This is a genomic window from Virgisporangium aurantiacum, from assembly GCF_016863635.1.
In the GTDB taxonomy this organism is placed as follows: Bacteria; Actinomycetota; Actinomycetes; order Mycobacteriales; family Micromonosporaceae; genus Virgisporangium; species Virgisporangium aurantiacum.
The window spans coordinates 223,976-230,569 of the sequence record NZ_BOPG01000050.1; the positions used below are offsets into that span (position 1 = coordinate 223,976).

Sequence of the window (6,594 nt, forward strand, 5' to 3'; positions counted from 1 at the left end):
CGGTGCCCTCCCCCGATCGAGAAGCATAAGCTCGGTCCATGATGCGACGCGGCGTTCCCGAGGTCGCCGTCGGCGTCGTCGCGCTCGGCGGCCTGATCGTGCAGTCGCACGGCGTCGACAGCCCCGCCGACGTGGCGGCGGCACTGGTCGTGCTGGCGTCGACCGGCGCGTTGGTCCTGCGCCGGCGGTACCCGGTCGCGGTCGGGGTGGCGGCGCTGGCCGCGATCGCCGCCTACGGCGCGCTGCTGCACCGGCCCGGCCCGATCATGCTGGTGTTCGTCGTCGCGCTCTACACGGTCGTCGACGAGGGGCACCTGGCGGTGGCCCTCGGGCTCGGCGCGGCGTCGGTGGTCGCGTTCGCGGTCGCCGACGTCAACACCCGGGGGAACGGGGCGACGCTGCTGCACGCCGGGTGGGTGGTGGCGGTGATCGTCGGCGTGACCCGGAACCGGCGCGCCTACCTCACCGAGGCGCGGGCCCGCGCCGTCGCCGCCGAGCAGCGCGCCGAGGAGGCGGCCCGGCGCCGGGCCACCGAGGAGCGGCTGCGCATCGCGCGCGAACTGCACGACGTGCTCGGTCACCACCTCTCGATGATCAACGTGCAGGCGAGCGCCGCGCTGCACCGCCCGGACCCGGACCGGTCGACGCAGGCGCTCACCGCGATCAAGCAGGCGAGCCGGGAGACGCTGCAGGAACTGCGTCGCACGATCGGCATCCTGCGCACCGACGGTCCCGTCGCCGCACCCGGTCTCGACGGCCTCGACGATCTGGTCACGACGGCCAGGCGGGCCGGGCTGGAGATCCGCGCGGAACTCGCCGAGACCCGGCCGCTGCCGCCGGACGTCGACCTGGCGGCGTTCCGGATCGTCCAGGAGGCGCTCACGAACGTCACCCGCCACGCGGGCGCGACCGCCGCGGTGGTCCGGGTCCGTCCGGACCGCGACGCCGTCGTCGTCGAGATCGAGGACGACGGGACGGGCGCACCGGGTCCGGCCGGCGCCGGGATCACCGGCATGACCGAGCGGGCCGAGGCCCTCGGCGGAACGCTCGCCACCGGACCGGGCCCGGCCGGCGGCTTCCGGGTCAGCGCCCGCCTCCCGTTGGGTGTCGCGGCGTGATCCGGATCCTGCTCGCCGACGACCAGACCCTGGTCCGCGCCGGGTTCCGGTCCATATTGGACGGTGAGGACGGCATCGACGTGGTCGGCGAGGCCGTCGACGGCGCCGACGCGGTCCGGCTGGCGTATCAGGTGCGGCCCGACGTCGTCCTCATGGACATCCGGATGCCCGGCCTCGACGGCATCGCCGCCACCCGCGAGATCGCCGCGAGGACCGACGTCCGGGTGATCATCCTGACCACCTTCGACCTCGACGACTACGTGTACGACGCGTTGCGGGCCGGCGCGAGCGGCTTCCTGGTCAAGGACACCGAGCCGGCGGAGCTGATCCACGCGGTGCGGGTGATCGCGCGCGGCGACGCGCTGATCGCGCCAGCGATCACCCGTCGCCTGATCGCCGAGTTCGCCGCCCGGGCCCGGCATCCCGACCCGGGCCCGCGGCTGGCGGCGCTCACCGAGCGGGAGCGGGAGGTGATGGCGCTGGTCGCCGCCGGCCTGTCCAACGACGAGATCGCCGCGCGGCTGGTCCTCAGCCCGGCCACCGCCAAGACCCACGTCAGCCGGATCATGACCAAGACCCAGGTCCGCGACCGGGCGCAGCTGGTGATCCTCGCGTACGAGTCCGGTCTGACTGTCCCCGGCTGGCTCAGCCGGTCCTGACACCGTGGATCCGGCCCCATGAATCCGACCCCGAAAGATAGGCTTCGATGATGGGTGACGGTGGGTTCGACGTCTCCCGGCCGCATCCGGCGCGCCGGTACAACTACTGGCTCGGCGGCAAGGACCATTTCCAGGCCGACCGCGACTCCGCCGCCATGATCGAGGAGTTCATGCCGTCGGTGCGGATCGGGGCGCTGGAGAACCGCCGGTTCCACGGCCGGGTGGTGCGGTACCTGGCGGCCGAGGCCGGCGTGCGGCAGTTCGTGGACATCGGCTGCGGCCTGCCCGCGCCCGACAACACCCACGAGATCGCGCAGGACGTCGACCCGACCGCGCGCGTCGTCTACGTCGACAACGACCCGCTCGTGCTGGTCCACGCGCGTGCCCTGCTGACCGGTACGCGGGAGGGCCGCACCGCGTACCTCGACGCCGACCTGCGCGAGCCCGACCTGATCGTCGGGAGTTCCGAGGTGCGGTCGACGCTCGACCTCGACCGGCCGGTGGCGGTGCTGCTGGTCGCCGTCATGCATTTCATCCTGGACACCGACGATCCGTACGGCCTGGTGTCGCGCCTGACCGGTCCGCTCCCGGCGGGCAGCTACCTGGTGCTCACGAACGCGACCACCGACTTCATGCCGCCCGAGCGGATCGCGATCTTCGATGCCGCCAACGCCCGCGCCGACCGGCGGGAGGACCGGGTCCGGCTCCGGTCCAGGGCCGAGGTCGAACGCTTCTTCGCCGGCCTCGACCTGGTGCCGCCCGGCGTGTGTCCCGTGACGGCCTGGCGGCCGGCCGACCCGGACGCGCCCCGGCCCGCGTTGGCGGACGTCTCCGCCTTCGGTGGTGTCGCCCGGATTCCCCAGCCGCCTTCGTCGTAGACTGCCCCGTGCTCCGGCCCCGTCCGCATCCGGCCCGGACGGTGTCCGTGGCGTTCGTGTGCGCGGTCGCCGCCGGAACCGTTCTCCTGATGCTGCCCGTCTGCCGTGCCGGCCCAGGTTCGGCCCCGTTCATGACGGCCCTGTTCACCGCGACGTCGGCGATCACCACGTCGGGCATGACGGCCGTCGACACCGCCACCTACTGGTCCGGCGCGGGGCACGTGTTCCTCACCGCGCTCACCCAGCTGGGCGGCTTCGGGATCACCACGCTGGCCACCCTGCTGAGCCTGGTCGTGTCGCGACGGCTGGGGCTGCGGGGCCGGATGATGGCCGGCGCGGAGACGAGCACCGGGCTGGCGCACGGCGACGTGCGGGCGGTGCTGGTCCTCGCGGCGGTCGTGATGTTCGCCGCCGAGGCGGTGATGGCGACGTTCGTCGCGGTGCGGCTGTGGTCGGCCTACGCCGTCCCGCCGGGCCGGGCCGCCTGGGAGGGTGTGTTCGACGCCGTGCAGGCGTTCAACAACTCGGGCTTCTCGTTGCGCAGCGACGGCCTGGTCGGCTTCGTCGGCGACTGGTGGATCTGCGTCCCGTTGACGCTCGGCGTGATCGTCGGCGGCATCGGCGTCCCGGTGCTCCACGAGATCGGCCGCGAGCTGCGCCGCCCGGCCGCGTGGTCGACGCACACCCGGATCACCGTGTGGGGAACGGTGGTGCTGCTCGTCGTCGGGTTCGTCGCCGTGCTGGTGCTGGAGTGGGGCAACGCCGGCACGCTCGGGCCGCGCGACGTCGCCGGGAAGATCCTGGCCGCGTTCGTCCAGGGCACGATCCCGCGGTCGGGCGGGTTCAACACGGTCGACTTCGGCGCGATGAATCCGGACACCACCGCGATCGTCACCGGCCTGATGTTCATCGGCGGCGGCAGCGCGAGCACCGCGGGCGGCATCAAGGTGACGACGTTCTTCCTGCTCGCCTACGTGATCTGGACCGAGGTGCGGGGCGAGCGCGACGTCGTGGTCGGGCGCCGACGCATCGCCGAGTCGACCCAGCGTCAGGCGACGACGGTGGCGCTGCTGGGCGTGGCGACGGTCGCCGGCGGCACGTTGCTGCTGCTCGGCGTCACCTCGGACGTTGCCTTCGACCGGGCGTTGTTCGAGGTGATGTCGGCGTTCAGCACGGCCGGCCTCACCACCGGTGTCACCGCGGACCTGTCCGACTCCGGCAGACTGGTGCTGATCGCGATGATGTTCGTCGGTCGCGTCGGCACGGTCGCCGTCGCCTCGGCGCTGGCGCTGAACACGCGCCAGCGGAAGTACCGCTATCCGGAGGAGCGACCCATCGTTGGCTGAGAACGAGAACGTCGTGGTGATCGGGCTGGGCCGGTTCGGCGGGCAGGTGGCCGAGTCGCTGCTCCGGCTGGGTCACGAGGTGCTCGGCATCGACGAGGACGCCGGGATCGTCCAGCGGTGGTCGGACGAGCTCACCCACGTGGTGCAGGCCGACGCCACCGACGAGGACGCGCTGCTGCAGGTGGGCGTCCAGGAGTTCACCCGGGCCGTGGTCGGCATCGGCGACGACATCGAGGCGAGCGTGCTCACCGTGCTCGCGCTCAGCGAACTGGGCGTCCGCGACATCTGGGCCAAGGCGATCTCGGTCAAGCACGGCAAGATCCTGCGCTCGGTCGGCGCCCACCACGTCATCTATCCCGAGGCCGAGATGGGGGAGCGGGTGGCCCACCTGATCACCAGCCGCATGCTCGACTTCATCGAGCTCGACGACGGCTTCGCGATCGCCAAGACCCGCGCCCCCCGCGACACCGCCGGCCGGACCCTGGCCGAGGCCGGCCTCCGCGCGACCTACGGTGTGACCGTGGTGGGCGTGAAGGCACAGGGGACCGACTTCGTGTTCGCGGCGCCGGAGACCGTGGTGCCGGGGAACGGCGTGCTGATCGTCGCCGGCACGACCGAGCAGGTTCAGCGGTTCGCGGCCACCACGTGATCGCTCTGGTCTCGTCGGCGACCGCACCGCACGCCGTGCTGCGCGAGGTGGCCGACCCGGTGCCGTTGCCGCACCAGGCGGTGGTGTCGGTGCGGGCGTTCTCGCTGAACCGCGGCGAGGTCACCCGGCTGCCCGACCTGCCCGACGGCTCGGTCACCGGCTGGGACGCGGCCGGAATCGTCGAACGGGCCGCCGCGGACGGTACCGGTCCCGCGGTCGGCACCCGGGTCGTCGGCCTGATCGAGGGCCGCGGCGGCACCTGGGCACGGCTCGCGGCGATTCCGACGTCCGCGCTGACCGCGCTGCCGGATGCCGTTCCGGGCGCTGTTTCGGACGCTCAGGCTGCCGCCCTCCCCACGGCCGGGCTGACCGCGTTGCGCATGCTCGAGGTGGCCGGTCTGGTCCTCGGCAAGCGGGTGCTGGTCACCGGGGCGACCGGTGGCACGGGCCGGCTGGCGGTCCAGCTCGCCCATCTCGCCGGGGCCCGGGTCACCACCCTGGTCCGTGACCGCGCCGCCGCCGACGGACCGCTGCGCCGGCTCGGCGCCGACGACGTGGTCGACCGCCTCGACGGGGAGTTCGACGTGGTGCTGGAGGGGGTCGGCGGCGCCACGTTCGGGGCGGCCATCGAACACGTGGCCCCGCGCGGCATCGTGGTCAACATCGCCACGCAGGACGACGAGGAGACCGTCACGTTCCGGGCGTCCCGCTTCGACCGCGCGGCCGGCGCCCGGATCTACACGCTGAACATGCCCGACGAGCTCGCCCGGCACGCCAGCGCCGTGTCCGACCTGCGACGGTTGTGCGCGCTGGTCGCCGACGGACGGCTCGACTGCCAGATCGTCCTGGAGGACTCCTGGCGGAACGCGCCCGGCGCGATGGAGGCTCTTCTCGACCGGCGCGTCGCCGGAAAGATCGTCCTCCACGTCGACTAGATCGTGAGGACGTAGGCGTCGCCGTCCCGGCGGAAGCCGAGCCGGTCGTAGTACGGCGCCACCATTCCGGGGGGTGTGGTCACCCGTCGGATGCCGAGCCCGGCGAGCAGGCCGCTGCGCCGGTAGACGAATTCGCCCGGGGTAAGGTCACGGTACCGTCGGGTCACGTAGTCGAGTTCGACGTTCGCCGTGCCGTCGCCGAGCAGGTGGACCACCATCACGCCGACCACCTCGTCGCCGCGCGCGACCAGGAACGCCGCCCGGTCCGGCGCCGACGCGTCCCACCGGAAGCCGGGATTGAAGCGGGCGATGTCGGCGCCGTGGACCCGCATCGTGTGGGCGAGAAACTCGTCGTCGGTGCCCACCCGCACGACCGCGTACTCACGGTCGTCGTGCCGGGTCGTGAGGAGCCGGTACAGGTGGATCGTGTTGATGACGGTGAGCACCACGTTGAGCCCGACCATGGGCCACACGTGCAGGGCACCGTTGTAGCCGATGAGAATGAGGCAGCCGACCAGGTTCAGCAGGCGCAGTCGCAGGATCGCGGTCTGCAGCAACGACCAGACCAGCAACGCCGATCCGGCCCAGCCGACGACCTCCAACCAGTTCATACCGCGAGGCTAGTGCCCGCCCGGCCGCCCATCGCCGCCACCGCCAGACCGGGGGGAACCACCCTAGCCTCCTAGGACGCCAAAGGCGGCGTGACGCCCGGCTCCCCAGACACGCCCCTGGGTGGTGACCCCAACGTCGCCGATCTTGCAGTTGTGCCCGCCCTTTCGTCGGAATTCGCCCGTTTTTCGGCGAGCACAACTGCAAGATCGACAATCGAGCGCTGTCCTCCCGAGTCGATCTTGCAGTCGTGGTGCCTTGTTCGCCCGCATTTGCCCCCGTTCGAGGGGCACCACAACTGCAAGATCGACTCGTGGAGCCGGCCCGCGGTCCCCATCGCCCGGCCGACAGGCGCCCGATGCACCCCAGCCGTGAGTCGATCTTGCAGTTGTGGTGCCTA

The 6,594-nt window shown here is 72.3% G+C and carries 7 protein-coding genes; 6 read left to right on the top strand and 1 reads right to left on the bottom strand.

What is annotated here, in order from left to right:
• The first annotated feature begins 38 nt into the window (after window positions 1-38).
• The 6 genes from Vau01_RS38785 (at window position 39) to Vau01_RS38810 (ending at window position 5,585) form a co-directional block, all read left to right on the top strand.
• The gene (locus tag Vau01_RS38785) at window positions 39-1,118 is read left to right on the top strand and encodes a sensor histidine kinase (RefSeq protein ID WP_239152195.1); all 1,080 of its coding nucleotides are present in this window, start codon (window positions 39-41) and stop codon (window positions 1,116-1,118) included.
• The gene (locus Vau01_RS38790; protein ID WP_204004272.1) at window positions 1,115-1,777 is read left to right on the top strand and encodes a response regulator; all 663 of its coding nucleotides are present in this window, start codon (window positions 1,115-1,117) and stop codon (window positions 1,775-1,777) included. The genes Vau01_RS38785 and Vau01_RS38790 overlap by 4 nt, the downstream gene beginning before the upstream one ends.
• A gap of 50 nt (window positions 1,778-1,827) precedes the next feature.
• Complete coding sequence (locus Vau01_RS38795) at window positions 1,828-2,655, top strand: SAM-dependent methyltransferase (protein WP_239152196.1); 828 nt, start codon at window positions 1,828-1,830, stop codon at window positions 2,653-2,655.
• 89 nt (window positions 2,656-2,744) lie between these two features.
• On the top strand, window positions 2,745-4,001 hold the full coding sequence (locus tag Vau01_RS38800) for a TrkH family potassium uptake protein (RefSeq protein WP_204004313.1): 1,257 nt from the start codon (window positions 2,745-2,747) through the stop codon (window positions 3,999-4,001).
• Window positions 3,994-4,650, top strand: coding sequence for a potassium channel family protein (locus Vau01_RS38805; protein ID WP_204004277.1), 657 nt, complete (start codon window positions 3,994-3,996; stop codon window positions 4,648-4,650). Before Vau01_RS38800 ends, Vau01_RS38805 begins: the two co-directional genes overlap by 8 nt.
• The gene (locus tag Vau01_RS38810) at window positions 4,647-5,585 is read left to right on the top strand and encodes a zinc-binding dehydrogenase (protein WP_204004279.1); all 939 of its coding nucleotides are present in this window, start codon (window positions 4,647-4,649) and stop codon (window positions 5,583-5,585) included. Before Vau01_RS38805 ends, Vau01_RS38810 begins: the two co-directional genes overlap by 4 nt.
• Here the strand turns inward: Vau01_RS38810 and Vau01_RS38815 are convergent.
• Entirely contained in the window at window positions 5,582-6,196 is a 615-nt protein-coding gene (locus Vau01_RS38815; RefSeq protein WP_204004281.1) for a YgjV family protein, read from the bottom strand. The two genes, Vau01_RS38810 and Vau01_RS38815, sit on opposite strands and share 4 nt — an antisense overlap.
• Between the last annotated feature and the right edge of the window lie 398 nt (window positions 6,197-6,594).